This window comes from Pseudomonas sp. PS01300 (genome assembly GCF_029960155.1).
GTDB lineage: Bacteria > Pseudomonadota > Gammaproteobacteria > Pseudomonadales > Pseudomonadaceae > Aquipseudomonas > Aquipseudomonas palmensis.
The window spans coordinates 1-24704 of record NZ_JASCPN010000020.1; the positions used below are offsets into that span (position 1 = coordinate 1).

The window sequence follows — 24704 nt, forward strand, 5'->3', positions numbered from 1 at the left end:
GGTCAAGCCCGCTCCCACAAGGTTATCCACAACGCCTGTGGGAGCGGGCTTGACCCGCGAAAAAGGCCCGAAGGGCCTTCAACCCGCTCTGACGACCTGCCCCGTGGCCAGGTCGCGAATCACGCTCGGGTTGCGCCGCCCGCCCAGGCTGCCGCCCAGGATCACATCCAGCTGCCCGTGGAAGTACTGTTCCACGCGCAGGCGCGAGCGCGCTGCCGGCCGGCCCTGCGGGTTGGCCGAGGTCGACACCAGCGGGCCCACCAGCGAACACAGGTCGCGCACCACCGGGTGGTCGCTGACCCGCAGCGCCACGGTGTCATGCACGCCGGTGATCCATTCCGGCAACATGCCCTGGTGCGGCACCAGCCAGGTATTGGGCCCCGGCCAGGTGCTGGCCATGCGGTCCAGCCACAGCTCGGGGAAGTCCTCGAACAAGAAGTCGAACTGGCGGATGTTGTCCGCAATCAGGATCAGCCCCTTGTTCACCGAGCGGGACTTGAGCGCCAGCAGGCGGTCCACCGCCTCCTCGTTCCACGGGTCACAGCCCAGGCCCCAGACCGCCTCGGTCGGATAGGCCAGTACCGCACCCGCCCGAATTTCCCGCGCGGCTTGTTGCACACGCCAACTGTTCACCATCGTTGTCACTCCGCGTTCAAAGGCTGGTACGCAGTGTACTTAGCCCGGCCGGGCAAACCAACGCCCCGCGTCACTGCACACACGCCCGTCCAGCTCCAGTTCGGTGAGCGTGGCCAGCACCTGGGGCAGGGCCTGACCGCTGGCCAGCGCCAACGCCTCGGTGGTGTGCGGCGCCGCCAGCAGCAATCCCAGCAGCGGGTGCACCACCGGCTCGGGGGCGGCCGACGGAAGGTTCTGCCAGCCACGCAAACTTTCCAGAATCTGCTCTATGCTCTCCACCAGCATCGCGCCATCACGTATCAATTGATGGCAACCCCTGGCCCCCGGATGGTAGATGGAGCCAGGAATCGCGTACACCTCGCGCCCCTGTTCGGCCGCCAGGCGCGCGGTGATCAGCGAACCGCTGGCCAGGCTGGCCTCCACCACCAGCACGCCGAGCGACAGCCCGCTGATGATGCGATTGCGCCGCGGGAAGTTGGCCGCCACCGGTCCGGCATCCAGCGGGAACTCCGAGACCACTGCGCTACCGCGCTCGGCCATGGCCTGCGCGAGGGCATGATGTCGCTGTGGATAAAGTTTTTGCAGGCCGGTGCCGAGCACGCCGATAGTGCGTCCGCCAGCATCCATTGCAGCCTGGTGAGCGGCACCGTCCACCCCCAGCGCCAGGCCGCTGGTAATCACGAAACCGGCCTGGGCCAGTTGCCTGGAAAACGCGGCCGCGGTGTCCAGGGCCGGGCGTGAAGCGCGCCGGCTGCCGACGATGGCCAGCTGCGGCTGCTCCAGAATCGTCGGGTCGCCGGCAATGAACAGAAGGGGCGGGGCATCGCAAAGCTCGGCCAGCAAGCCAGGGTAGGTGGGGGCGTCCCACATCAGCAAATGCTGCCCGGGCCGCTCTAGCCAGGCCATTGCAGCCGCTGCACCGGCGTAAGCCTCGGCACTGTGGCGGGCCGTTATGCTGGCCGGGCTGCGGCCCAGCGCCCGCCATTGTGTGGCGGGCGCATCAAGCGCGGCGGCCGCGCTGCCAAAGGCTTCCAGCAGCAGGCCAAAGCCCTTTGGCCCGATATCGGGAAGGCGCTGCAGGCGCAGACGTGCCTCGAGTTCAACCGGCGAGCACGCCGCAACAGGCGGGAGGGGCATCGGATCATCCTTGATCGAAGGCGGGTCAGCCACGCGTGAAAACCTGTGGATAACTCTGTTGATAATAGTTTGACAACTCGCCGCCCGGTGCGGGCCGCCAGTCGCCTTCAAAACCCTAGCCGACCTTGAGAAGGGTGCCGAACGCGCCGAATACCTTTATTATGTGCATTCATGTTTGCAACCCATCGCACAGTGCAGCTCATACGCTTATGGCCATCTTGAACATCCTCGAATTCCCGGACCCGCGCCTGCGCACCATCGCCAAACCGGTGACGGAAGTGGACGACAGCATCCGTCAGTTGATCGATGACATGTTTGAAACCATGTACGAAGCCCCTGGCATCGGCCTGGCCGCCACCCAGATCAACGTGCACAAGCGCGTGGTGGTCATGGACCTGAGCGAAGACCGCAGCGAACCGCGGGTCTTCATCAACCCCGAGCTGGAAATGCTCACCGACGACATGGACCAGTACCAGGAAGGCTGCCTGTCGGTACCCGGCTTCTACGAGAACGTCGACCGCCCGGTGAAGGTCAGGGTCAAGGCCCTGGATCGCGACGGCAAGCCCTTCGAACTGATCGCCGAAGGCCTGCTGGCCGTGTGCATCCAGCACGAATGCGACCACCTCAACGGCAAGCTGTTCGTCGACTACCTGTCGAACCTCAAGCGCGACCGCATCAAGAAGAAACTGGAAAAGCAGCACCGCCAGAACGCTTGATCCCTCATTCCAAAAGGCTTGCTCCGGCAAGCCTTTTTCTTTTTAAGCGAGAACTGCATGCGCATCGTCTTCGCGGGCACCCCCGAGTTTGCCGCCGAACACCTCAAGGCCCTGCTGGCCAGCCCCCATGAAATCGTCGCGGTCTACACCCAGCCAGACCGCCCGGCCGGCCGTGGCCAGAAGCTGATGCCCAGCCCGGTCAAGCAGCTGGCTGTGGATAACGCCATCCCGGTGCTGCAACCGCCGACGCTGCGCAGCCCCGAGGCGCAGGCCGAGCTGGCCGCACTCAAGCCCGACCTGATGGTGGTGGTGGCCTACGGCCTGATCCTGCCCCAGGCGGTGCTGGATATTCCGCGCCTGGGCTGCATCAACAGCCACGCCTCGTTGCTGCCACGCTGGCGCGGCGCCGCGCCGATCCAGCGCGCGGTGCAGGCCGGCGACGCCGAAAGCGGCGTGACGGTCATGCGCATGGAGGCCGGCCTGGACACCGGGCCGATGCTGCTCAAGGTCAGCACCCCGATCAGCGCCAGCGACACCGGCGGCAGCCTGCACGATCGCCTGGCCGAACTGGGCCCGCCCGCGGTGCTGCAGGCCATCGACGGCCTGGGCGCGGGCACCCTGCACGGCGAAGTGCAGGACGACGCGCTGGCCACGTATGCCCACAAGCTGAACAAGGACGAGGCGCGTCTGGACTGGTCGCGCCCCGCCGAGGAACTGGAGCGCCTGATCCGCGCCTTCAACCCGTGGCCGATCTGCCACAGCACCCTGGGCGGCGAAGCCCTCAAGGTGCTGGGTGCGCGCCTGGCCGATGGCAAGGGCACGCCGGGCGAGGTCCTGTCTGCCAGCAAGGACGGCCTGATCGTGGCCTGCGGCGAGCAGGCGCTGTGCCTGACCCGCCTGCAACTGCCCGGCGGCAAGGCGCTGAACTTCAGCGACCTGTACAACAGCCGCCGCGAAAAATTCGCCAGCGGCACGGTGCTGGGCCAATGAACCCGCGTCTGGCCGCCGCCCGCGCCCTGGCCGCCGTGCTCAGCGGCAAGGCCTCGCTCAACAGTTCGCTGCCCGCCCAGCTGGACAAGGTCGAGGCCCGCGATCGCGGCCTCACCCAGGACCTGGCCTTCGGTACCGCACGCTGGCAGCCACGCCTGTCGGCACTGGCCGAGCGCCTGCTGCAAAAGCCGTTCAAGGCCGCCGACGCGGATGTCGAGGCGTTGCTGCTGGTGGGCCTCTACCAGCTGCTGTACACCCGCGTGCCGGCCCACGCCGCCATCGGCGAAACGGTCGGGTGCGCCGACAAGCTGAAAAAGCCCTGGGCCAAGGCCCTGCTCAATGCCGTGCTGCGCCGCGCCCAGCGCGAGAGCAGCGAGATGCTTGCCGAACTTGAACGCGACCCGGTGGTGCGCACCGCGCACCCGCGCTGGCTGCAGAAGTCGCTCAAGGCGTTCTGGCCCGAGCAGTGGGAAGCCATCTGCGCCGCCAACAATGCCCACCCGCCGATGATCCTGCGGGTCAACCGCCGCCACCACAGCCGCGATGCCTACCTGGGCCTGCTGCGCGAAGCCGGCATCGATGCCGCGCCGTGCACGTACAGCCGTGACGGTATCCTGCTCGCCGAGGCCTGCGACGTGCGCGGTTTGCCGGGCTTCGAACAGGGCTGGATCAGCGTGCAGGACGAAGCCGCGCAGCTGGCCGCCGACCTGCTCGACCTGGCGCCCGGCCAGCGCGTGCTCGACGCCTGCTGTGCCCCCGGCGGCAAGACCTGCCACCTGCTCGAGGCGCATGCCGGGCTGGAGGCGGTGGTGGCCATCGACCTGGAAGCCAAGCGCCTGACCCGCGTGCGTGAAAACCTCGACCGCCTGGGCCTGGAGGCCCAGTTGATCGCCTGCGATGCCCGCGACACCGCCAGCTGGTGGGACGGCAAGACCTTCCAGCGCATCCTGCTGGACGCTCCCTGCTCGGCCACCGGTGTGATCCGTCGCCACCCGGACATCAAGCTGACCCGCCAGGCCGATGACATCGCTGCCCTGGCCAGCCTGCAGGGCGAGCTGCTCGACGCGCTGTGGCCAACCCTCGAAGTGGGCGGCATCCTGCTCTACGCCACCTGCTCGACCCTGCCGACCGAGAACACCGAAGTGATCGAGGCGTTCCTGGCCCGCACGCCGGGCGCGCGCGAGCTGGACCTGGCCACCGAGGCTGGCATCCGCCAGCCCCATGGCCGGCAGTTGCTGGCGCAGGAAGGCGGCCACGATGGCTTCTACTATGCCAAGCTGATCAAGATCGCCGCCGTTCGCGGACACTAACCAGCACAAGGGAGAGCGGATGAAGATCATCATCCTGGGCGCGGGGCAGGTCGGCGGCACGCTGGCCGAGCACCTGGCCAGCGAAGCCAACGACATCACCGTGGTCGACACCGATGGCGACCGCCTGCGCGATCTGGGCGATCGCCTCGACATCCGCACCGTGCAGGGCCGCGCCTCGCTGCCGACGGTGCTGCGCCAGGCCGGTGCGGATGATGCCGACATGCTGGTGGCGGTGACCAACAGCGACGAGACCAACATGGTCGCCTGCCAGGTGGCCTACACCCTGTTCCACACCCCGACCAAGATTGCCCGGGTTCGCGAGTCGGCCTACCTGACCCGCAGCGGCCTGTTCAACAACGAGGCGATCCCGGTCGACGTGCTGATCAGCCCCGAACAGGTGGTCACCCACTACATCAAGCGCCTGATCGAGCACCCCGGCGCCCTGCAGGTGATCGACTTCGCCGAGGGCAAGGTCCAGTTGGTGGCGGTCAAGGCCTACTACGGCGGCCCGCTGGTGGGCCAGCAGCTGCGCCAGATCCGCGAGCACATGCCCAACGTGGACACCCGCGTGGCGGCGATCTTCCGTCGCGACCGGCCGATCAAGCCACAGGGCGACACGGTGATCGAGGCCGACGACGAGGTGTTCTTCATCGCCGCCAAGAACCACATCCGCGCAGTGATGGGCGAGCTGCGCCGCATCGACGAAACCAACAAGCGCGTGGTGATCGCCGGCGGCGGGCAGATCGGCGAACGCCTGGCCGAGGCCATCGAGAGCCGCTACCAGGTCAAGATCATCGAGATGAACGCGGCGCGTTGCCGCTACCTGTCCGACACCCTCGACAGCACGGTGGTGCTGCAGGGCAGCGCCTCGGACCGCGACCTGATGCTGGAAGAGAACATCGCCGACGCCGACATCTTCCTGGCCCTGACCAACGATGACGAAGCCAACATCATGTCCTCGCTGCTGGCCAAGCGCCTGGGCGCGAAGAAGGTGATGACCATCATCAACAACCCGGCCTATGTCGACCTGGTGCAGGGCGGCGAGATCGACATCGCCATCAGCCCGCAGCAGGCCACCATCGGCACCTTGCTGGCCCACGTGCGCCGCGGTGACATCGTCAGCGTGCACTCGCTGCGCCGTGGCGCGGCCGAAGCCATCGAGGCCATTGCCCACGGCGATTCGAAGTCGAGCAAGGTGATCGGCAAGGCCATCGAGGACATCGCGCTGCCGCCGGGCACCACCATCGGTGCGATCATCCGCGACGAGCAGGTGCTGATCGCCCACGACGACACGGTGATCGAGTCCGGCGACCACGTGATCCTGTTCGTTGTGGATAAAAAGTACATCCGCGACGTGGAGAAGCTGTTCCACGTGGGCCTGAGCTTCTTCTAGGGAGAAACCGGAATGCGCGAATCGCTGGAAAAGATGCTGGCCAAGGGTGTGGATAACTCGCTGCTGCGCTTCGGCCTGGGCAAGGCCTGGCTGGATGAGGGCAACGGCGCAGAGGCCGCGCTGCACCTGCGCCGCTGCGTGGAGTTCGACCCCAAGTACTCGGCGGCGTGGAAGCTGCTGGGCAAGGCGTATCAGGTGCAGGGCGACGTGGCCGGCGCGCGCCAGGCCTGGACCGAAGGGCTGGCTGCAGCGCAGGCGCATGGGGACAAGCAGGCGGAGAAGGAGATGACGGTGTTTCTCAGGAAGCTCGACAAGGCTGTTTAGGGCTGCTGTGCAGCCCATCGCGGGTCAAGCCCGCTCCCACAGGTACAGAGCAGATCCTGAGATCACTGATATCCCTGTGGGAGCGGGCTTGACCCGCGAAGGGGCCATCAGTACCAGCGCGTCTCGCCCGGCGGGCGCTTCTTGAAGCGCTTCATGCTCCACATGTACTGGCTTGGATACGCGCGCACATAACGCTCCACCACCTTGCTCATGGCCGCCGCCGAGGTCTCCACGTCGGTGCTGTACATCGCATCCGGCGCCGCTTCCAGGATCACCTTGAAGCCCGAACCGTCCGGCAGGCGCAACGCATGCAGGAACACCCCCACCGCCTTGCCACCGGCCAGCATGTTCGGCACGAACTTGCTGGTCAGTGCCTTGGTGGCAAAGAACGGCACGAACACCCCCGCCGATTCCGCCGGCTCCGGGTCGGCCGGAATACCCACCTGGCCGCCCTTGCGCACTTCCTTGATGATGCTGAGGATGCCTTCCTTGGTCGACGCCGCCACGCGGTTGCCCAGTTGCACGCGCTGTTCGCGCAGCAGGTCATCCACCGCCTTGAGCTTGGGCGGGCGGTAGAAGATGATCGGCTTGCACTGGCTGCAATAGAAGTGGTTGAGCACTTCCCAGTTGCCCAGGTGGCTGGTGATGCCCACCACGCCCTTGCCCGATGCCAGTGCCTCGTGCAGCACCTCCAGGCCCTCGACCTCGCGCACCAGGTCGATGGAGCGCTGCGCTGGCCAGATCCACGCACAGGCGCTTTCGGTGAACGACTTGCCGATGTCCATCAGCGTGCGGCCCACAAGGCGCTCGCGTTCGGCCGGGTCCATCTCGGGGAAACACTTGGCCAGGTTGATGCGCACAACGTTGCGCGAGCTGTTGGGCACCTTCCACATGATCCAGCCGATGGCCGCGCCAACCCGCTGCACCGCGCCCCAGGGCAACTTGGCAAACAATCGCAACACCCCGACCATCAAGGCGCCCTTGAACTTATCCACAGGCAGGTTCCTCCTTCTGCAAGCCGCGCATTGTAACCGTCAGCGGCGCAGGGCGGCGTAACGATCGCAATCGGTGGTGTGATCCATGACCATGCCAGTGGCCTGCATGAAGGCATAGCAGATGGTTGGCCCGACAAAGGTGAAGCCGGCCTTCTTCAGGGCCTTGCTCATGGCCGTGGCCTCGTCGGTCACGGCCGGCACCTCGTTGCGCTGGCTGAAATGATTGATTTTCGGCACCCCGCCGACGAACGACCAGAGCCACTGCGCCGGCTCGTCCAGCGCCAGCCAGGCCCTGGCGTTGCGCCGCGCGGCGTTGAGCTTGAGGCGGTTGCGGATGATGCCGGGGTCGAGCATGCGCTCCTCGATCTCGGCATCGGTCATCTGCGCCAGGCGCTGCGGGTCGAAGCCGAACAGCACCTCACGGTAGCGCTCGCGCTTCTTCAGCACCGTGATCCACGACAACCCGGCCTGAAAGCCTTCGAGCAGCAGCATTTCGAACAGCGCGCCGGGCTCGCGCTGGGGCGTGCCCCACTCGCTGTCGTGGTAGGCCTGGTACAACGGATCATCGGTACACCAAAAGCAGCGTGGCATAAGGCTCCAAGGGTAGAGGCGGGGGCGAATCGGGTTATACTCCCGCTCTTTATATTCGCAGCCCTGGAAAAGGTGAATTTCGTGAGCCAGCCTACGCCAGCCGTGCGTACCTTCCAAGACCTGATCCTCGCCCTGCAGCAGTACTGGGCCGAGCAAGGTTGTGTGGTACTTCAGCCCTACGATATGGAAGTAGGCGCCGGCACTTTTCATACCGCCACCTTCCTGCGCGCCATCGGCCCGGAAACCTGGAACGCCGCTTATGTGCAGCCCAGTCGTCGCCCGACTGACGGCCGCTACGGCGAAAACCCCAACCGCCTGCAGCACTACTATCAGTTCCAGGTGGTCCTGAAGCCGAACCCGGACAATTTCCAGGAACTGTACCTGGGCTCGCTCAAGCACGTGGGCCTGGACCCGCTGGTGCACGACATCCGCTTCGTCGAAGACAACTGGGAGTCGCCGACCCTGGGCGCCTGGGGCCTGGGCTGGGAAGTCTGGCTCAACGGTATGGAAGTGACCCAGTTCACCTACTTCCAGCAGGCCGGCGGCATCGAGTGCTACCCGGTCACCGGCGAGATCACCTACGGTCTGGAGCGCCTGGCCATGTACCTGCAGGGCGTGGACTCGGTCTACGACCTGGTATGGGCCGACGGCCCGTTCGGCAAGGTGACCTACGGCGACGTGTTCCACCAGAACGAGGTGGAGCAGTCCACCTACAACTTCGAGCACGCCAACGTCGACAAGCTGTTCGAACTGTTCGACTTCTACGAGAGCGAAGCCAAGCGCCTGATCGAACTGGACCAGCCGCTGCCGCTGCCAAGCTATGAAATGGTGCTCAAGGCCTCGCACACCTTCAACCTGCTGGATGCACGCCGCGCCATCTCGGTGACCGCGCGTCAGCAGTACATCCTGCGCGTGCGCACCCTGGCGCGTGCCGTGGCCCAGGCCTACCTGCTGGCCCGTGCCAAGCTGGGCTTCCCGATGGCGACCCCGGACCTGCGTGACGAAGTATTGGCCAAGCTGGAGGCTGCACAATGAGTGCTCAAGATTTCCTGGTAGAACTGGGCACCGAAGAGCTGCCACCCAAGGCCCTGAACACCCTGGCCGAAGCCTTCCTGGCCGGCATCGACAAGGGCCTGCAAGCGGCCGGCCTGAGCTTCGAGAGCAAGACCGTGTACGCCGCGCCACGTCGCCTGGCGGTGCTGATCACCGCCCTGGCCACCCAGCAGCCGGACCGCAGCGTCAACCTCGACGGACCGCCACGCCAGGCCGCGTTCGACGCCGACGGCAACCCGACCCAGGCCGCCCTGGGTTTTGCCAAGAAGTGCGGCGTGGACCTCAGTGAAATCGACCAGAGCGGGCCGAAGCTGCGCTACAGCCAGAACATCGTCGGCAAGCCGACCGCCAGCCTGCTGCCGACCATCGTCGAAGACTCGCTCAACGACCTGCCGATTCCCAAGCGCATGCGCTGGGGTGCACGCAAGGAAGAGTTCGTGCGTCCGACCCAGTGGCTGGTGATGCTGCTCGGTGACCAGGTCATCGATTGCACCATCCTCGCCCAGAAGGCCGGCCGCGACTCGCGTGGCCACCGCTTCCACCACCCTGAAGCCGTGCGCATCACCTCGCCTGCCAACTACCTGGCCGACCTGCGCGCCGCCTATGTGCTGGCCGACGCCAACGAGCGCCGCGAGCTGATCAGCAAACGCACCGCCGAACTGGCCACCCTGCAGGAAGGCACCGCGATCGTGCCGCCGGCCCTGCTCGACGAAGTGACCGCGCTGGTCGAATGGCCGGTGCCGCTGGTGTGCTCGTTCGAAGAGCGTTTCCTCGAGGTGCCGCAGGAAGCCCTGATCACCACCATGCAGGACAACCAGAAGTACTTCTGCCTGCTGGACGTGGACGGCAAGCTGCTGCCGCGCTTCATCACCGTGGCCAACATCGAGAGCCGCGATCCGAAGCAGATCATCGAAGGCAACGAGAAGGTCGTGCGCCCGCGCCTGACCGACGCCGAGTTCTTCTTCAAGCAGGACAAGAAGCAGAAGCTCGAAAGCTTCAACGAGCGCCTGCAGAACGTGGTGTTCCAGGCACAGCTGGGCAGCGTGTTCGACAAGGCCGAGCGCGTGGCCAAGCTGGCTGCGTTCATTGCCCAGCGCATCGGCGGCGACGCCCAGCGCGCGGCGCGTGCCGGCCTGCTGTCCAAGTGCGACCTGGCCACCGAGATGGTTGGCGAGTTCCCTGAAATGCAGGGCGTTGCCGGCTACTACTACGCCCTCAACGACGGCGAGCCCGAAGACGTCGCCCTGGCCCTGAACGAGCAGTACATGCCGCGCGGTGCCGGTGCCGAACTGCCCTCGACCCTGACCGGTGCGGCCGTGGCCATCGCCGACAAGCTCGACACCCTGGTCGGCATCTTCGGCATCGGCATGCTGCCAACCGGCAGCAAGGACCCCTATGCCCTGCGCCGCGCCGCCCTGGGCGTGCTGCGTATCCTGATCGAGAAGCAGCTGGACCTGGACCTGAACGAGGCTGTGAACGTCGCCGTCGCCCAGTTCGGTGCCAAGGTCAAGGCTGCCGGCCTTAGCGAGCAGGTGCTGGAATTCATCTTCGACCGCCTGCGTGCGCGTTATGAAGATGAAGGCATCGACGTGGCCACCTACCTCTCGGTACGTGCGCTCAAGCCAGGCTCGGCACTGGACTTCGACCAGCGCGTGCAAGCCGTGCAGGCGTTCCGCAAGCTGCCGGAAGCCGCAGCCCTGGCTGCGGTGAACAAGCGTGTGTCCAACCTGCTGAGCAAGGCCGAAGGTTCGGTGGCGACCTCGGTAGAGCCCAAGTACTTCGACAACGCCAACGAGTTCTCGCTGTACTCGGCCATTCAACAGGCCGATCAGGCGGTACAACCGATGGCCGCTGCGCGTCAGTACAGCGAGTCGCTGGCGCGCCTGGCCGCGCTGCGCGAGCCGGTGGATGCGTTCTTCGAGGCGGTGATGGTCAACGCCGACGACGCCAACGTGCGAGCCAACCGTTATGCCCTGCTCAGCCGCCTGCGCGGTCTGTTCCTGGGCGTGGCCGACATCTCGCTGCTGGGGTAGGACGTGAAGCTGCTGATTCTCGATCGGGACGGGGTGATCAACCAGGACTCCGACGCCTACATCAAGTCGCTGGACGAATGGATTCCCATCCCGGGTTCGATCGAGGCCATTGCGCAGCTGAGCAAGGCCGGCTGGACGGTGGCGGTGGCCACCAACCAGTCGGGCATCGCCCGTGGCTATTACAGCCTGGCCACCCTCGACGCCATGCACGCGCGCCTGCGCGAGCTGGTGGCGGCGCAGGGCGGCGAGGTGGGCCTGATCGTCTATTGCCCGCATGGCCCGGACGACGGCTGCGATTGCCGCAAGCCCAGGCCGGGCATGCTGCGCACCATTGCCAACCATTACGCGGTCGACCTGGCCGGGGTGTGGTTCGTGGGTGACAGCAAGGGTGACCTGGAAGCCGCGCGCGCCGTCGATGCACAACCGGTTCTGGTAAGGACCGGCAAAGGCGAGCAGACCCTGAGCAAGGACGTGCCCGAGGCAACGCTGATTTTCGATGACCTGGCGTCGATCGCCAGTGCACTTATCCACACACAGGCGGGTTAGCCCGCAACGGTACATTCCGCTATGTCGATCCTGCAGGCGATCAGAATTTTTCTTTTTTACCTGCTGCTGGGTACCAGCTCGTTGCTGTGGTGCACCCTGAGCTTCTTTATCGCGCCGTTCCTTTCGTTCCGCGCCCGTTACCGCTTCATCAATGTGTACTGGTGCCGTTTTGCGCTGGTGCTGGTGCGTGTTTTCCTGAACATTCGGGTGAACGTCACCGGGGCCGAGAACATTCCGGCGCAACCCTGCGTGATCCTCTCCAATCACCAGAGCACCTGGGAGACGTTTTTCCTCTCCGCCTATTTCCAGCCCTTGAGCCAGGTGCTCAAGCGCGAACTGCTGTACGTGCCGTTCTTCGGCTGGGCCATGGCCATGCTGCGGCCCATCGCCATCGACCGCGACAATCCCAAGGCTGCGCTCAAGCAGGTGGCCACCGAAGGCGACAAGCTGCTCAAGGACGGTGTGTGGGTGCTGATCTTCCCGGAGGGTACCCGCGTGCCGTTCGGCAAGATCGGCAAGTTCTCCCGTGGCGGTACCGCGCTGGCGGTTAATGCCAACCTGCCGGTGCTGCCGATCGCGCACAACGCCGGCAAGTACTGGCCCAAGGAAGGCTGGGGCAAGCGCGCCGGCACCATCGAGGTGGTGATCGGCGAGCCTATGTATGCCGAAGGCACCGGGCCACGCGCCATCGCAGCGCTCAACGACCGTGCGGCGGCATGGAACGAGCAGACCCAGCGCGACCTCGGTTCGCTGCCGGCGCACGCCCCCGATGACGCCCAGCCGGTGACCTGACCGTTCTGTGGATAACGTGTGTACAGTATTTGGATTTCTTTCAGAAAAATTCGCTAACCTTATGATTTAACTGCTTATTTCTCTGTATGACTGTTTTGCGAAAATCGTGCATAAGTTTTTTCGCGCGATAAAAAAACCGGCTTTTAGGCCGGTTTTTTTGTGGATTACTTAAGGCCCTTTCACACCTTGTCCAGGTCCACCTTGTTGGTCTCCTTCAGGCAGAAGATCCCCACCACCAGGCTCACCCCGGTAATCAGCACCGGGTACCACAGCCCGTAGAAGATATCCCCGGTATACACCACCAGCGCGAACGATACCGTCGGCAGGAAGCCGCCGAACCAGCCATTGCCGATGTGATACGGCAGCGACATCGAGGTGTAGCGGATGCGCGTGGGGAACAGCTCCACCATCACCGCCGCCAGCGGACCATAGGTCATGGTCGCGATCAGGATCATCACCACGATCAGCAGCACCACCATCGGCTGGTTCACGTTGGCCGGGTCTGCCTTGGCCGGGTAGCCAGCCTTTTCGATGGCCGCACGCATGGCCGCTTCGTCGAAGCCGTCGATACGCTGCTCGCCGATGGTCACCACCACCTCGGTGCCGGCAGGCACCGATTGCGAGCTGTACGGCAGGCCCTGCTTGACCAGGAAGGTCTTGACCTTGTCGCAGGTGCTGTCGAAACGTGCCTTGCCCACCGGGTCGAACTGGAAGGTGCAGCCCTGCGGATCGGCCATCACCACGATCGGCGCCTGGCGGCTGGCCGCGTCGATCTGCGGGTTGGCGTAGTGGCTCAGGCCCTTGAACAGCGGGAAGTACAGCACGGTGGCCAGCAGCAGGCCGAGCATCAGGATCGGCTTGCGCCCGATCCGGTCCGACAGCCAGCCGAAGAACACGAAGAACGGCGCGCCGATCACCACGCTGATGATCAGCAGGGTATTGGCCTGGGCCGGGTCCATCTTGAGCATCTGGGTCATGAAGAACAGCACGTAGAACTGAGCGGTGTAGAAGGTCACCGCCTGGCCGGCGTTGATGCTGAACAGTGCGGTGAGCACGATCTTGAGGTTGGCCCACGAGCCGAACGACTCACGAATCGGCGACTTGCTGGTCTTGCCCTGGGCCTTCATTTTCACGAAGGCCGGAGACTCGTGCATGCTCATGCGGATCCAGGTGGAGATACCCAGCAGCACGATCGACAGCAAAAACGGCAGGCGCCAGCCCCATACCTCGAACTGGTCGCCCGTGAGGTAACGGCTGCCCAGCACCACCAGCAGCGAAAGCAGCAGGCCGAGGGTAGCGGTGGACTGGATGAACCCGGTGTGAAAGCCGCGCTTGCCGGGTGGCGCGTGCTCGGCCACATAGGTGGCCGCGCCGCCGTATTCGCCGCCCAGGGCCAGGCCCTGGAGCATGCGCAGCACCACCAGGATGATCGGCGCGGCAATGCCGATGCTGGCGTAGTTGGGCAGCAGGCCCACCGCGAAGGTCGACAGGCCCATCAGCACGATGGTGACCAGGAAGGTGTATTTGCGCCCGATCATGTCGCCCAGGCGCCCGAACACCAGAGCGCCGAAGGGCCTTACCAGGAACCCGGCAGAGAACGCCATCAGCGCGAAGATGAACGCCGTGGTGTCGTTGACCCCGGCAAAGAACTGCTTGCTGATGACGACCGCCAGCGCCCCATAGAGAAAAAAGTCATACCACTCGAAAACCGTCCCGAGGGATGACGCGAAAATGATCTTGCGTTCTTCGCGGCGGCTGTTGCCCGCGGCTGCAGCGCCCTGCTGTTGAAGAGTGTCCGACATCGTGCTGTCCTCGGCCCTTGCGGGCACAGTGATTCTTGTTGTTGTTCCACTGTCGTCGCCGGCCGACTGCTGCCGACGTCACTGCACGCCGCCCTCAGGGCGTCGCTAACGCGGTCTTGCCACTGCTGTTGCTGGCTGCGGGTGCGGCCTTAAGAATCAGTTGCGCGGCCTTCTCGCCGATCATCAGGGTGGGTGAACAGGTATTGCCAGAGGTGATCTGCGGCATGATCGAGGCATCGGCGATGCGCAACCCCGCCACGCCATGCACACGTAGTTGTGCGTCCACCACATCCAGCGGGCCGTTGCCCATGCGGCAGGTACCTACCGGATGGAAAATGGTGGTGCCGATCTGCCCGGCAGCCTGCTGCAACTGCTCCTCGGTATTGAGTGCTGCGCCTGGCAGGTATTCGACCGGTGCAAAAGCGGCGAGGGCAGGGGCCTGCACGATCTGTCGGGTAAGGCGGATGGCCTGGGCGGCGACGCGCAGGTCTTCAGGCTCGCTGAGGTAGTTGGGGTCGATGACCGGTGCATCGCCCGGGTTGGCCGAGCGGATATCCACACGCCCGCGGCTGAGCGGGCGCAGGTTGCACACCGAGGCGGTAAATGCGGCAAAGCGGTGCAGCGGCTCGCCGAAGCGGTCCAGCGACAGGGGCTGCACGTGGTACTGCAGGTTGGGCGTGGGCTGCTCGGGGTGAGAGCGCACGAACGCCCCCAGCTGGCTCGGCGCCATGGCCAACGGGCCGCTGCGGTCATACAGATAGCGCAGGCCCATGCCCAGCTTGCCCCAGTGGGTGTTGGCCACCTGGTTGAGGGTGCGCACGTTGCTGACCTTGTAGATCAGGCGCAGTTGCAGGTGATCCTGCAGGTTGCCGCCCACGCCGGGCAATTCGTGCAATACCGGGATGCCTAGGCGTTCCAGCAATGGCCGCGGGCCGATGCCGGAGCGTTGAAGAATGCCCGGCGAACCCACCGCCCCGGCACACAGGATGATTTCGCGGCGGGCCTGGTAACGCTGTTCGCTGCCCTGCCAGCGCGCCTGAACGGCCGAAGCGCGACCATTGTCGAGCAGCACCTTGTCCACCTCGACGCCGGTCAGCACCGTCAGGTTGGGGCGGTGGCGCACGGGGCGCAGGAATGCCTTGGCCGCATTCCAGCGCACGCCGCTGCGCTGGTTGACCTGAAAGTATCCACAGCCCTGGTTATCCCCACCGTTGAAGTCGTCGATGCTGGCGATGCCGCTCTGGGCTGCCGCCTCGCGAAACGCATCGAGGATCGCCCACGAATAGCGCTGACGTTCGACCCGCCATTCGCCAGCGTTGCCGTGCAGCTCGCTGGCGCCGCCAAAATGGTTTTCGCTGGCCTTGAACAGTGGCAGCACGTCATCCCAGGCCCACCCGGGGTTGCCCTGTTCGGCCCAGTGATCGTAGTCGCGGGCCTGACCGCGCATGTAGATCATGCCGTTGATCGAGGAACACCCGCCCAGCACCTTGCCCCGTGGGTAGCCCAGGCTGCGCCCGTCGAGCCCCGGCTGCGCTTCGGTCTTGAAGCACCAGTCGGTACGCGGGTTGCCAATGCAATAGAGGTAGCCCACCGGAATGTGGATCCAGGGGTAGTTGTCGCGACCGCCGGCTTCGAGCAGCAGCACGCGGCAGCCAGGGTCGGCAGACAGCCGATTGGCCAGTAGACAGCCGGCAGGGCCGGCACCGACTACCACGTAGTCGTAGGAATGATCGGCTGGTGCCATGAAGACCTCGCGCCTGATTTTTATTCTTGTCCAGGCCAGTGTTATTGATTATTTTCGAGTTGAACACGTTAGATTTCACGCAACGGCTGTGCGTTTTAGAACAACGCAAGTGAACCTCTGATTCACAAGGAAAAGCATGTTCGACTGGAATGACCTGCGGTTTTTTCTCGAGTTGCAGCGTAGCGGCCGCCTGCTGACCGCGGCCAAGCGCCTCAACACCACCCATAGCACCGTGGCCCGGCATATCGAGAGCATCGAGAGCAGCCTGGGCACGGCACTGTTCGTGCAGCACGCCCAGGGCTATGAACTGACCCCGGCCGGGCAGGCCCTGCTCAAGCACGCCGAAGCCATGGAGAACGTCGCCTTGCTGGCGCAGGAGGAGATCACCCAGGCCATCACGCCGCTGGGCAAGATTCGCCTGGGGGTGACCGAGGGCATCGGCATCATGTTCTTCACCCCGCGCATGGGCAGCCTGTTCGAACGCTACCCCGGGCTGGAGGTGGAGCTGGTCGCAGTGCCGCGCTTTGTCAGCATCATCAACCGCGAGGCAGAGATCAGCATTCACCTGGAACGCCCGCATGCCGACCTGTTGATCACGCGAAAACTCACCGATTACCGCCTGGCGCTGTATGCCAGCCCCGAGTACCTGGCCAGGGCTGCGCCGCTCAACAGCCGCGAAGACCTGGCCCGGCACAGCTGGATCGGCTACGTGGACGACCTGCTGTTCAGCCAGCAGTTGCTGTTTCTCAACAGCTTCTGCCGCGCACCGAACGTGGTGTTTCGCAGCACCAGCGTGATCGCCCAGCAACATGCGGCGCGTGCCGGGCTGGGTATCGCGGTACTGCCCAACTACATGGCCCGCCACGACCCGCACCTGGTGCGCGTGCTGCCCAGCGAAACCATCCAGCGCAGCTACTGGATCAGCACCCGGCGTGAACTGCACAAGTCGGTGCGCCTGCGGGTAGTGTGGGACTACCTGCTGGCGCTGTGCGCCGACGAGCAGGGCGAACTGCTCGCCGAGTGAGCGGCGTTCAGCGCGCCAGGGTGTTGACCGCCAGCAACAGTGCAGCCGCTATCCCCACCAGCGCAAAGCCCTGTTGCAGACGCGGCCCGGCCAGGCGGTGGGCGAACTGGCGCGCAACCACCAGGCCCGTCACCGCACCGCCGGCAAACGGCACGCCGACACCCCAGTGCATTACCCCGCTGAGGCTGGCGCTCAACACGCTGCCCAGCGACACCAGAGCGATCACCGCCAGCGACGTGGCGACGATGCTTTTCATCTCAAGGTTGGTGTAGCGCCCCAGGGCAGGCACGATCACAAACCCGCCACCGACCCCGAGCAGGCCGGACAGCAGGCCGCTGAGCAAGCCGGTGAAGGCCAACGCGCGGGCGCAGGGCAGGGTCCAGCGCAAGCGCCCCTGCAACGGGTTGAGCACACAGGGCTGCAGGGCACGATCCGCACAGGGCGGCTCGCCCCGCAGCTCGCGCCGGGCCTTGCGAAGCATGCGTGCGCAGGCATACACCAGCACCACGCTGAACCCCAGCGCCAGCGGTGCGTTGGGCAGGCGATGCGCCAGCAGCAGGCCGAAGGGGGTGGCGCACATGCCGATCAGCGCGACGAACAGCGCGGCCCGGTAGCGCACCAGCCCCTGACGCAGCCCCAGCACCGCACCCACACCTGCCGCCAGGCCCACCGCCAGCAGGCCGACCGGGGCCGCCTCGACCATGCTCAGGCCCAGGCCGAACACCAGCAGCGGCACCGCAAGTATGCCGCCACCGGCGCCCGTCAGGGCCAGGATGATGCCAATGAGGGCGCCCAGACCGGCGCCGACCAGTTCATGCTCTGTCACTGGCGCGCCTCACGCAGTCGCGCTACTGGCTTGGCCAGCCATTCGCGCCCCTTGAGCATGCAGCGCCAGTACAGCGGCGGCAGTATCCGCGCCTTGAGCAGCCAGGCCAGGCGCGTGGGCCTGCGCCCGTCGAGCAACCAGCGCGGAAAGCTCGGTGCCAGCTTGCCGCCGTAGGTGAACTCGGCCAGCACGATCTTGCCGCGCTCCACCGTCAGCGGGCACGACCCGTAGCCGTCGTACTCGGCCAGACGCGACAGGCGCCCCAGTGCCACCAGCACGTTGTTGGCCACCACCGGCGCCTGCTTGCGGGCAGCGGCGGCCGTCTTGGCATTGCTGGTGTTGATCACATCGCCCAGGCCATGGATGTTGCCGTAGCGCGCATGGCGCAGGGTGGCCGGGTCGACCTCGAGCCAACCGGCCGCATCGGCCAGCGGGCTGTTGCGGATGAAATCCGGCGAAACCTGCGGCGGTACCACATGCAGCATGTCGAATGCCTGCACCACGGTTTCGCTGCTGCCGTCGGGCAGGGTGCGCAGAAAGGTCGCGCGCTTGCCCGGCCCGTCCACCGCCACCAGCCGGTGTGAATAGTTGAGGTCCACACCGTAACGGTCGATGTATTCCATCAGCGCCGGCACATAGTCGGCGACACCGAACAGCACGTTGCCGGCGTTGAAGAACTGCGCCTGGATCGCCCCCAGGCGCCCGCTGCGCAGCCAGTGGTCGCACGACAGGTACAGGGCTTTTTGTGGGGCACCGGCGCACTTGATCGGCATCGGTGGCTGGGTGAACACGGCGCGGCCTTCCTTCAGGCCCTGCACCAGCTGCCAGGTGTAGGGTGCCAGGTCGTAGCGGTAATTGGAGGTCACGCCGTTCTGGCCGAGGGTCTCGAGTAGCCCGTCGATGGCGTCCCAGGCCAACCGCAGCCCGGGGCATACCACCAGCTGTTCGTAACTCACCAGGCGCCCGTCATCCAGGCTGACGGTCTGCGCCTGCGGGTCGAACTGTTGCACGGCGGCCTTGATCCACCTGACCGCCGCCGGCACGGTCGAGGCCAGGGTGCGGGCGGTGGACGCTGCACGGAACACGCCCGCGCCGACCATGGTCCAGCCAGGTTGATAGTAGTGAACGTCGGCGGGGTCGATGATCGCGATATCCAGGGAGGCATCACGCGCCAGCAGGCTGGAGGCGGTGGCGATTCCGGCGGCACCGGCGCCGACGATCAGCACCTTGTGGTGGCTGACCTCGCGGGCAGCGGCAGAGGAGGGGGCAGGCATGGCAGTACGTCCTTTAATAATAATTCTGGTGCAGCAGGTTCAGAGCTTGTTGAGCGGGATCTTCAGGTAGCGCACACCGTTGTCTTCCGGCTCGGGCAACTGGCCGCTGCGCATGTTCACCTGCACCGAGGGCAGGATCAGTTGCGGCATGTCGAGGGTGGCATCACGGGCTTCGCGCATGGCCACGAAGCAGTCCTCGCTGATGCCGTCGCGAATGTGAATGTTGCTGGCGCGCTGTTCGCCCACCGTGGTCATGTAGCGCAACGCACGGCCTCCGGGCAGGTAGTCGTGGCACATGAACAGGCGGGTGGCATCCGGCAGGGCCAGGATGCGCTGGATCGAGCGGTACAGGGTGCGCGCATCGGCCCCGGGGAAGTCGCAGCGGGCCGTGCCGTAATCCGGCATGAACAAGGTGTCGCCGACGAACGCGACGCACTCGTCACCGGCCTGTACCAGGTAGGTCATGCAGGCCGGGGTATGCCCCGGGGTGTGCAAGGCGCGCAGCTTGAGCGTGCCAAGGGCGAGCTCGCCGTTGTCGTCCAGCAGCACATCGAACTGGCTGCCATCACGGGCAAAGCCGGGTTCGGCATTGAACAGCGTGCCGAACACCTTCTGCACCTGGGTGATGCGGCTGCCGATGGCCACCTGGCCTCCCAGCGCCTGCTTGAGATAGGCGGCAGCAGAGAGGTGGTCGGCGTGCACATGGGTCTCGAGTATCCACTGCACCTGACCACCCAGCTCGCGTACCCGTGCGATCAGCTTGTCGGCCGAGGCGGTATCGGTACGCCCGGCCTTGGGGTCATAGTCCAGCACGCTGTCGATCAGGGCGCAGTGCGCGCTGGCCTGGTCCATGACCAGGTAGCTGATGGTCGAGGTCGCGCTGTCGAACAGCGCTTCTACATACAGGTTACCGCCGATGATCATTACCGCTCTCCAGAGAAATCCGCTGATGCCTGCCGGCCAGCCGTGCAGGCATTCGACCAACAGTCATCAAGATATGTGCCAGCGCAGATTCACGCCTGCCCCCGGCCAGCACGCCCGGTTTACCTGAGTCTGGACCCTCTGGCCGAAACTGCCTGCCACGGTTCTGGCAGCTGGTTGGCAGAGGCTGGCAGTTTTTGGCAGTGGGCGTGGCGTTCGGTTAAGCTGCGGGCCTGCCTTGCCCCTGGTGCCGTCATGCCCATGAACCCCGACACACCCGCCAGCCCCGCCCTGCAGGCGCTGGTGTCCTACCTCGAACACGAACCTCAGCCGAGCATCGTGCTCGACCTGCAGTACAACATTCTTGCCGCCAACACCGCGTACCTGCATCAATTCGGGGTGGTGGGCGCCGCGCCGATCGGCCAGAAGTGCCACCACGTCTCGCACCACTACGCGGTGCCGTGCGACCAGGCGGGGGAGCACTGCCCGATGCGCAAGGCCAGGCATAGCCGCACCCCCGAGCGGGTGCTGCATGTGCATCACACCCCGCGCGGGCCGGAGCATGTGGACGTGGAACTGCGCCCGATCCTGGACGAGCAGGGCGAGGTGATTGCGTTCGTGGAGCGCCTGACCAGCATCGCCGTGGCGTCGGCACAGCCGCAGCAGTTCGGCCTGGTAGGGCGTTCGGCGGCCTTCCAGGAGGCCCTTGCCGGTGTCCAGCGGGCCGCGCCGGCGCAGATACCGGTGCTGCTGCAAGGGGAGTCCGGCACCGGCAAAGAGCTGTTCGCCCGCGCCCTGCATGCCAGCAGCCCGCGTGCCAGCGGTCCGTTGGTGGTGGTGGACTGCACGGGGCTGACCGAGACGTTGCTGGAGAGCGAGCTGTTCGGCTACGAGTAGGGCGCATTCACCGGTGCCAACCAGCGCAAGATCGGCCTGGCCGAAGCCGCCCATGGCGGCACCCTGTTTCTCGACGAGATCGGTGAGGTGCCGCTGGCGATGCAGGTCAAGCTGCTGCGTCTGATCGAGTCGGGCAGCTTTCGCCCGGTGGGCAGCCTGCGCACGGTGCATTCGGATTTCCGCCTGATCTCGGCCACCCACAAGCCCCTCAAGGAAATGGCCACCGCCGGCAGCTTTCGCGAAGACCTCTACTACCGTATCAGCGGCTTCCCGATCCGCCTGCCTTCACTGCGCGAGCGCTTCGAAGACCTGCCCCTGCTGATCGAGACCCTGCTGCAGCGCCTGGCCGGGTCCGCTGCGCCGCGGGTCGACGAGGAGGCCATGACCTTGCTGGGGCTGTACCGCTACCCCGGCAACATCCGCGAGCTGCGCAACATTCTGGAGCGGGCGAGGTTGTTCAGCGACGACGGCATCATCCGCGCCGAGCACCTGCCCACGGAGCTGAGAGCCGACTCGCCCGCCAGTGCCCCACACCGCTCGAATACCCGGTTGCGCGACATCGCCCAGGCGCTGGACAGCTTCGAAGGATCGCGCAGCGAGCTTGCCCGCCACTTGGGGCTGAGCGAGCGCACCCTGTATCGGCGCCTGCGCGAGCTGGGTGTGTAGGCGTCCAGGCAAACAGGGATATGACGACGATGACCTTTGAAATTGTCCATTGCTGACATGTGCCATAGACGTGACGCAAAGGATCGGCGCAACAGCGATCACCCTTTCAGCCAGGGAAACGGCAACAGGCTTCTATGAGAAGTTCGGCTTCAGGGCAGAGGGGAACGCTTCGAACGGCATGGTGTGGGCTATGTGAACATGCTTCTTGAGTGCTCACGCCTTGGGCGCAGCAGCACCTAGGCAGGAAAACAAAAAGGCCAACCCCTGAGGGTTGGCCTTTCGAGGGCGTTGTCACTGTGGATAACTGCCCGCTTTCAGAGGTACTGCAACCGGTGTAGGTTCACAAAATAGGTGATAGGCCAGACCCCGTGAAATTGGAATCTTCGCCATTTTTTTTGTGAAATGAAGGGGTGCTTTTCACAGAAAAGCCGAGAAATCCCTACTCACCAATCACAAAAGTTGATTGGCCTGGAAAGGGCCGTTTACGACCGACGCGTGACTTTTCGGTAAGGGATGAGGAGTAGTCGCAGCGATCCTTTAGCTCCTAGTCTGGCGACCTTGGGTTCAGAATCCGACTGGCAATGCCCGCCGTCACTACTTCAGAGGAACCAGCTTCCTCTGCTGCCAAAATTGCGGGGGGCTCATGCTGGTACCCAGGCCCGACAAATGCGCAGTTGCAGCCCTCAATTGCAAGGCTATCCAAAGCGGCACGCGTGTCAATCAAGATCTGATGCATGACGATGGCCGGCCTCACGGAGGTGAAACCGGAGATTCAGATTGACTAAACCGACCCCGTAGACACCAACCTCCACGAAGGCCGCTATCGACCCAAAGCTGTCCTTCAAGAAAGGCAGCTAACGGCGAGAAGCGGTCATTTTGTATCTACAGGTTTCGGGGCGATTCACTCGTCTGATGCTCAGGAGCACCAGGATGGGCGTCAAGGAGGTGGTCATCTTGAGGTGGACTATGCTGACCAGTTGCTCTCAAATCTAATCGTGAGGTCCTCCATGGCAAACCCCAATCTGCTGGCTCTATTCAGAGATGAAGTCCTTCTGACCGGGCCTGAAAGCTCCCTTCCAAGCAACCTATCTCAGTTCTGGCTTGAGGAGCTCCAGAGTCATCTGGAGAGGTATTTCGACGGTTTGAACTCGGATTCAGATGCAGAAGAGAAGGATCTCGACATCTCTCTCCCACTCGCAGCGATCATCCACATCTTGTTCGCGAAGAATGGTGGGGAGGAGATATCCGAGAGCTCTGAAAAGCTGTACGAGTATTTCCAAGACTACCGGCTCGAACTGGCCCTTGAAGAGATCACGCGAAAGACTCATGTGGCTGCCGAGGCTGCAACCATTGAGACCATCTTCACCAACCGAGATGTCCTGGTGGAACAAGGCCCCCTTCTTCAATAGGTACCTCCACCGATGCCATCGCCGGCGGGCACGCTCCGAGGCATTGATGGAATGCATTTTGACGGCTGCCGAGATCAGCGAATGAAAGAAATTGCTGCGCCGATGTTCGATCTAATCGCTTTGTCGCTTCCACGAGGGTTGGGGTTTGGGGACAGCCCGCCAGTAGGGGCATGGCTTAGTGAGGACGGAATTTCTTGTGCCGCTCTAACCCGAAATATCAATTCCGGCAGCTTCGGAATTGTCACCTTGCGGCGTCGTGTCGATAGCGTGTGGGTGCTCCTCAGCCATGGTGAGTGCACCACTGGCGAGTCCGAAGCCCGCGCCTCAATCAGCCATTTTCTCTATACCCAAGCCCATCCGCTTCCACTCCCTTCAGGTGAACGACGACGTGCTCCTCTAAGCAGAATGGGTAAGCGCACACCAAGCGTGGTGTTCAAATCACTATTTGATCCAAGCCGCCGTATTGGGGCGTGGGCGCTGAATCAACTGTATCTCGCACTGCCATCCCCAGACAGAAATTGGGTTCCCGATTGCCAGACTGAGAATTTTCACACCCGCCTCTGGGAAGCCCACCTATTAGCGATTTTTCGTGAACAGGGACTCTTGGTCACCCAGCCTAAAGAATCACCCGATTTTCACATCGAGAATAGGCTGGGAGATGAGGCCTGGGTTGAAGCAGTGACAGCCAACCCGGAAGAGCGGTATGAGCATTTTGGCGCCTCGCCGGTCCCCCCACCCGCTGACCGACATGAGCGTTTCTTAGGAGCGGCTGCAGAAAGGTTTGCGAGGACCATCCAAAACAAATTGGACAAGCGTTACGAATCCCTACCGCACGTGGAGGGTAAGCCGCTCATTCTGGCCTTAGCCGATTTCCATGCGCCCAGTTCAATGCTGTGGAGCAGGGAGTCGCTCATCAGCTATCTCTATGGCTTTGCAGTTCACTCATCTGCGCATCGTGGTACGCACCTGATAACTGTGGAGGAAGAGACATCTCTGCTATCAGGGCGCCCCAACGGCCTATTTACGCTAATGGAAAATGCCCATCTTTCAGCGGTCATTTTCACCAATGCCTGCACAGTGCCAAAGCTCAGCCGAGTGCCGATCTCAGGTGGAGCTCATCTAGACGGGTACCGATACTTGCGGTTTGGTGAGTTTTTCGACCGTTCTCCGGGAGCATCACGAGGTATCCCATTTCTGTTGGATGTAGCGTCCAGCGACTACGGTCAGCTCTGGCCGCAATATGGCTACGAGCCGTGGTCTGCTGAAGTGGAGGTATTCCATAACCCTATGGCACTATACCCGGTGCCTAATGAGTTGATACCAGAAGTCACCCACTGGAGAGAAGTAAACGGAAGAGTCGAGTGCGAATCTTTCTTTGATGTATCCATACTCCGATCCAGAACACTCGTCCTCAGTGCAAACGCTAAGGTTCCGTCACTCGATGAGTTGCTGACAGCAGCCAGTCCTCCAGAGCTCTGACGGCGGCGGGGTGGCCGCATCGTTGCCACGCAGGTAGATGAGAATTTCTCAGCAAGCTACCCAGCCAGGGGAAGGACATGAGATCCCCTGCGCAATTCAGGACCGTTGAAGCGTCACCTCTCTTCGGGTAAAAGCATGACCGTCAT

Annotated in this window: 21 protein-coding genes and 1 pseudogene; 13 read left to right on the plus strand and 9 right to left on the minus strand. The window is 64.2% G+C overall.

The genetic code is table 11. From position 1 onward, the window contains the following. Positions 1–78: 78 nt before the first annotated feature. Positions 79–636, minus strand: a complete 558-nt coding sequence (locus QMX96_RS12330; RefSeq protein ID WP_043862251.1) for an L-threonylcarbamoyladenylate synthase — start codon at positions 634–636, stop codon at positions 79–81. A gap of 39 nt (positions 637–675) precedes the next feature. After that, complete coding sequence (gene dprA, locus QMX96_RS12335) at positions 676–1773, minus strand: DNA-processing protein DprA (RefSeq protein WP_282361857.1); 1098 nt, start codon at positions 1771–1773, stop codon at positions 676–678. A gap of 209 nt (positions 1774–1982) precedes the next feature. On the opposite strand from dprA, the gene def reads away from it, so the two are divergent. Genes def through QMX96_RS12360 form a run of 5 tightly spaced genes read left to right on the plus strand, consistent with a single transcriptional unit; the run spans position 1983 to position 6506 of the window. Continuing rightward, positions 1983–2489 (plus strand): peptide deformylase, encoded by a 507-nt coding sequence (gene def / locus QMX96_RS12340; RefSeq protein WP_043862249.1) that lies wholly within the window; start codon positions 1983–1985, stop codon positions 2487–2489. Between the two features lie 57 nt (positions 2490–2546). After that, the gene (gene fmt / locus QMX96_RS12345) at positions 2547–3479 is read left to right on the plus strand and encodes a methionyl-tRNA formyltransferase (RefSeq protein ID WP_282361858.1); all 933 of its coding nucleotides are present in this window, start codon (positions 2547–2549) and stop codon (positions 3477–3479) included. Next, positions 3476–4789 (plus strand): 16S rRNA (cytosine(967)-C(5))-methyltransferase RsmB, encoded by a 1314-nt coding sequence (gene rsmB / locus QMX96_RS12350; protein ID WP_058541981.1) that lies wholly within the window; start codon positions 3476–3478, stop codon positions 4787–4789. The genes fmt and rsmB overlap by 4 nt, the downstream gene beginning before the upstream one ends. Before the next feature lie 19 nt (positions 4790–4808). Continuing rightward, positions 4809–6182, plus strand: a complete 1374-nt coding sequence (trkA, locus tag QMX96_RS12355; protein ID WP_043862246.1) for a Trk system potassium transporter TrkA — start codon at positions 4809–4811, stop codon at positions 6180–6182. 12 nt (positions 6183–6194) lie between these two features. Beyond that, entirely contained in the window at positions 6195–6506 is a 312-nt protein-coding gene (locus QMX96_RS12360) for a tetratricopeptide repeat protein (protein WP_043862245.1), read from the plus strand. 107 nt (positions 6507–6613) lie between these two features. On the opposite strand, the gene QMX96_RS12365 is transcribed toward QMX96_RS12360, so the two are convergent. Continuing rightward, positions 6614–7501, minus strand: a complete 888-nt coding sequence (locus tag QMX96_RS12365) for a lysophospholipid acyltransferase (RefSeq protein ID WP_282361859.1) — start codon at positions 7499–7501, stop codon at positions 6614–6616. Positions 7502–7540: 39 nt separating this feature from the next. Beyond that, the gene (locus QMX96_RS12370) at positions 7541–8092 is read right to left on the minus strand and encodes a DNA-3-methyladenine glycosylase I (RefSeq protein WP_043862243.1); all 552 of its coding nucleotides are present in this window, start codon (positions 8090–8092) and stop codon (positions 7541–7543) included. A gap of 81 nt (positions 8093–8173) precedes the next feature. On the opposite strand from QMX96_RS12370, the gene glyQ reads away from it, so the two are divergent. Genes glyQ through QMX96_RS12390 form a run of 4 tightly spaced genes read left to right on the plus strand, consistent with a single transcriptional unit; the run spans position 8174 to position 12516 of the window. Then, on the plus strand, positions 8174–9127 hold the full coding sequence (gene glyQ / locus QMX96_RS12375; protein WP_043862242.1) for a glycine--tRNA ligase subunit alpha: 954 nt from the start codon (positions 8174–8176) through the stop codon (positions 9125–9127). Further along, positions 9124–11178 (plus strand): glycine--tRNA ligase subunit beta, encoded by a 2055-nt coding sequence (gene glyS / locus QMX96_RS12380; RefSeq protein ID WP_282361860.1) that lies wholly within the window; start codon positions 9124–9126, stop codon positions 11176–11178. Before glyQ ends, glyS begins: the two co-directional genes overlap by 4 nt. Before the next feature lie 3 nt (positions 11179–11181). Further along, positions 11182–11724, plus strand: a complete 543-nt coding sequence (gene gmhB / locus QMX96_RS12385) for a D-glycero-beta-D-manno-heptose 1,7-bisphosphate 7-phosphatase (RefSeq protein ID WP_282361861.1) — start codon at positions 11182–11184, stop codon at positions 11722–11724. A 21-nt stretch (positions 11725–11745) separates the two neighbouring features. Next, on the plus strand, positions 11746–12516 hold the full coding sequence (locus QMX96_RS12390) for a lysophospholipid acyltransferase family protein (protein WP_043862239.1): 771 nt from the start codon (positions 11746–11748) through the stop codon (positions 12514–12516). Between the two features lie 179 nt (positions 12517–12695). Here the strand turns inward: QMX96_RS12390 and QMX96_RS12395 are convergent, their stop codons facing one another. After that, positions 12696–14318 carry an MFS transporter gene (locus QMX96_RS12395; protein ID WP_043862238.1) on the minus strand — a complete coding sequence of 541 codons (1623 nt, stop codon included), beginning with the start codon at positions 14316–14318 and terminating at the stop codon, positions 12696–12698. A 94-nt stretch (positions 14319–14412) separates the two neighbouring features. Beyond that, positions 14413–16062 (minus strand): GMC family oxidoreductase N-terminal domain-containing protein, encoded by a 1650-nt coding sequence (locus QMX96_RS12400; RefSeq protein WP_282361862.1) that lies wholly within the window; start codon positions 16060–16062, stop codon positions 14413–14415. Between the two features lie 136 nt (positions 16063–16198). On the opposite strand from QMX96_RS12400, the gene QMX96_RS12405 reads away from it, so the two are divergent. Continuing rightward, positions 16199–17086: a LysR family transcriptional regulator gene (locus tag QMX96_RS12405; protein WP_054916053.1), complete on the plus strand. Its 888-nt coding sequence runs from the start codon at positions 16199–16201 to the stop codon at positions 17084–17086. A 7-nt stretch (positions 17087–17093) separates the two neighbouring features. Here the strand turns inward: QMX96_RS12405 and QMX96_RS12410 are convergent, their stop codons facing one another. The 3 genes from QMX96_RS12410 to QMX96_RS12420 are packed head-to-tail and all read right to left on the minus strand — an operon-like array spanning position 17094 to position 20110. Continuing rightward, on the minus strand, positions 17094–17912 hold the full coding sequence (locus QMX96_RS12410) for a sulfite exporter TauE/SafE family protein (protein WP_282361863.1): 819 nt from the start codon (positions 17910–17912) through the stop codon (positions 17094–17096). Then, entirely contained in the window at positions 17909–19186 is a 1278-nt protein-coding gene (locus QMX96_RS12415) for an FAD/NAD(P)-binding oxidoreductase (RefSeq protein WP_104571754.1), read from the minus strand. Before QMX96_RS12415 ends, QMX96_RS12410 begins: the two co-directional genes overlap by 4 nt. Positions 19187–19225: 39 nt before the next feature. Then, on the minus strand, positions 19226–20110 hold the full coding sequence (locus tag QMX96_RS12420; protein ID WP_043862233.1) for an MBL fold metallo-hydrolase: 885 nt from the start codon (positions 20108–20110) through the stop codon (positions 19226–19228). Positions 20111–20362: 252 nt separating this feature from the next. Between QMX96_RS12420 and QMX96_RS12425 the strand changes: the two are divergent. The 3 genes and pseudogenes from QMX96_RS12425 to QMX96_RS12435 all read left to right on the plus strand — a co-directional run bounded on the left by QMX96_RS12425 (position 20363) and on the right by QMX96_RS12435 (position 24558). Further along, positions 20363–21670 (plus strand): annotated as a pseudogene (locus QMX96_RS12425) (sigma-54-dependent Fis family transcriptional regulator). Between the two features lie 1007 nt (positions 21671–22677). After that, positions 22678–23079 (plus strand): hypothetical protein, encoded by a 402-nt coding sequence (locus tag QMX96_RS12430; protein WP_012269857.1) that lies wholly within the window; start codon positions 22678–22680, stop codon positions 23077–23079. An 81-nt stretch (positions 23080–23160) separates the two neighbouring features. Continuing rightward, positions 23161–24558, plus strand: coding sequence for a hypothetical protein (locus QMX96_RS12435; protein WP_223296393.1), 1398 nt, complete (start codon positions 23161–23163; stop codon positions 24556–24558). Positions 24559–24704: the final 146 nt, after the last annotated feature.

Coding starts and splice junctions, on each gene's coding strand:
- QMX96_RS12330 (WP_043862251.1), bottom strand. CDS start 636: ATGGTGAACAGTTGGCGTGTGCAACAAGCCGCGCGGGAAATTCGGGCG.
- dprA (WP_282361857.1), bottom strand. CDS start 1,773: ATGCCCCTCCCGCCTGTTGCGGCGTGCTCGCCGGTTGAACTCGAGGCA.
- def (WP_043862249.1), top strand. CDS start 1,983: ATGGCCATCTTGAACATCCTCGAATTCCCGGACCCGCGCCTGCGCACC.
- fmt (WP_282361858.1), top strand. CDS start 2,547: ATGCGCATCGTCTTCGCGGGCACCCCCGAGTTTGCCGCCGAACACCTC.
- rsmB (WP_058541981.1), top strand. CDS start 3,476: ATGAACCCGCGTCTGGCCGCCGCCCGCGCCCTGGCCGCCGTGCTCAGC.
- trkA (WP_043862246.1), top strand. CDS start 4,809: ATGAAGATCATCATCCTGGGCGCGGGGCAGGTCGGCGGCACGCTGGCC.
- QMX96_RS12360 (WP_043862245.1), top strand. CDS start 6,195: ATGCGCGAATCGCTGGAAAAGATGCTGGCCAAGGGTGTGGATAACTCG.
- QMX96_RS12370 (WP_043862243.1), bottom strand. CDS start 8,092: ATGCCACGCTGCTTTTGGTGTACCGATGATCCGTTGTACCAGGCCTAC.
- glyS (WP_282361860.1), top strand. CDS start 9,124: ATGAGTGCTCAAGATTTCCTGGTAGAACTGGGCACCGAAGAGCTGCCA.
- QMX96_RS12390 (WP_043862239.1), top strand. CDS start 11,746: ATGTCGATCCTGCAGGCGATCAGAATTTTTCTTTTTTACCTGCTGCTG.
- QMX96_RS12395 (WP_043862238.1), bottom strand. CDS start 14,318: ATGTCGGACACTCTTCAACAGCAGGGCGCTGCAGCCGCGGGCAACAGC.
- QMX96_RS12400 (WP_282361862.1), bottom strand. CDS start 16,062: ATGGCACCAGCCGATCATTCCTACGACTACGTGGTAGTCGGTGCCGGC.
- QMX96_RS12405 (WP_054916053.1), top strand. CDS start 16,199: ATGTTCGACTGGAATGACCTGCGGTTTTTTCTCGAGTTGCAGCGTAGC.
- QMX96_RS12415 (WP_104571754.1), bottom strand. CDS start 19,186: ATGCCTGCCCCCTCCTCTGCCGCTGCCCGCGAGGTCAGCCACCACAAG.
- QMX96_RS12420 (WP_043862233.1), bottom strand. CDS start 20,110: ATGATCATCGGCGGTAACCTGTATGTAGAAGCGCTGTTCGACAGCGCG.
- QMX96_RS12430 (WP_012269857.1), top strand. CDS start 22,678: ATGGCAAACCCCAATCTGCTGGCTCTATTCAGAGATGAAGTCCTTCTG.
- QMX96_RS12435 (WP_223296393.1), top strand. CDS start 23,161: ATGAAAGAAATTGCTGCGCCGATGTTCGATCTAATCGCTTTGTCGCTT.